Here is a 791-nt window from a genome sequence, read left to right as displayed (position 1 = left end):
TCAGTGGCGTTGAACCAACACCAAGCCATTACAAATATAACAAAACATTCCATTCAGCAGCGGATTTTCCTACGGAAAATCCGCTGCTGAATGGAATGTTTTGTTATATTTGTAATGGCTTGGTGTTGGTGCAACGCCACTGAGAGCAAGCCGCAGAACGTTGTGCGTCAGTTTGGTGGAACGTTGAAAACGATTGAAAAATATGAAGAAATTACTATTATTAATATTGTTATTTAGTTTGAAAATTTATTCACAAGAAATTTTGAGTAAAGATGAAATTTTCTCAAAAGATAGTTTGGTTTATAAGGTATCAAATTCTGAACTTTTTACTGGAAAAATACAAAGCTTTAAACGGAAAACACACTTGACATTTGAACTTGAATTTGAAAACGGAGAATTAAAAAAAAGCATTCAATATTATAATGGCAAAGCATTAAAAATCTCTGAAGAGATTTTTTACAGAAAATACGGGAAAATAGAAAAAAAAATTAGATATGGATATTCAAGAGATTATAAATGGTTTGAATATTATGATGATGATAATAAAAAAGTGTTAGAAGAAGAATATGAGAATGGTTTACTAGTTTATAGTTGTCCATATTTAAATAATAAAAAGAATGGAATTGTAATGTCCGTAAATGAAAATGGTCAAAAAACTGAATGTATATTCGTAGATGGCAAACAAATTAAATAAAAAACCGAACGCACAACAGCGGTTTGCTTCAATGGCTACTTCCGGATTTTCCTACGGAAAATCCGCTGCTGAATGGAATGTTTTGTTATATTTGTAA

General features: G+C 30.7%; 1 protein-coding gene. It reads left to right on the top strand.

The window, feature by feature from the left end; genetic code table 11:
- Positions 1-202 precede the first annotated feature (202 nt).
- The gene (locus GFJ99_RS13300) at positions 203-694 is read left to right on the top strand and encodes a hypothetical protein (RefSeq protein WP_153209539.1); all 492 of its coding nucleotides are present in this window, start codon (positions 203-205) and stop codon (positions 692-694) included.
- Positions 695-791: the final 97 nt, after the last annotated feature.

The sequence above is a fragment of the Flavobacterium sp. LMO6 genome (assembly GCF_009495795.1).
Classification (GTDB): Bacteria; Bacteroidota; Bacteroidia; order Flavobacteriales; family Flavobacteriaceae; genus Flavobacterium.
This window is presented reverse-complemented; position numbering and strand designations above follow the sequence as displayed.

What these genes read in the sequence shown, in the direction of transcription:
- GFJ99_RS13300 (WP_153209539.1), top strand. Translation starts at nt 203, where the DNA reads ATGAAGAAATTACTATTATTAATATTGTTATTTAGTTTGAAAATTTAT.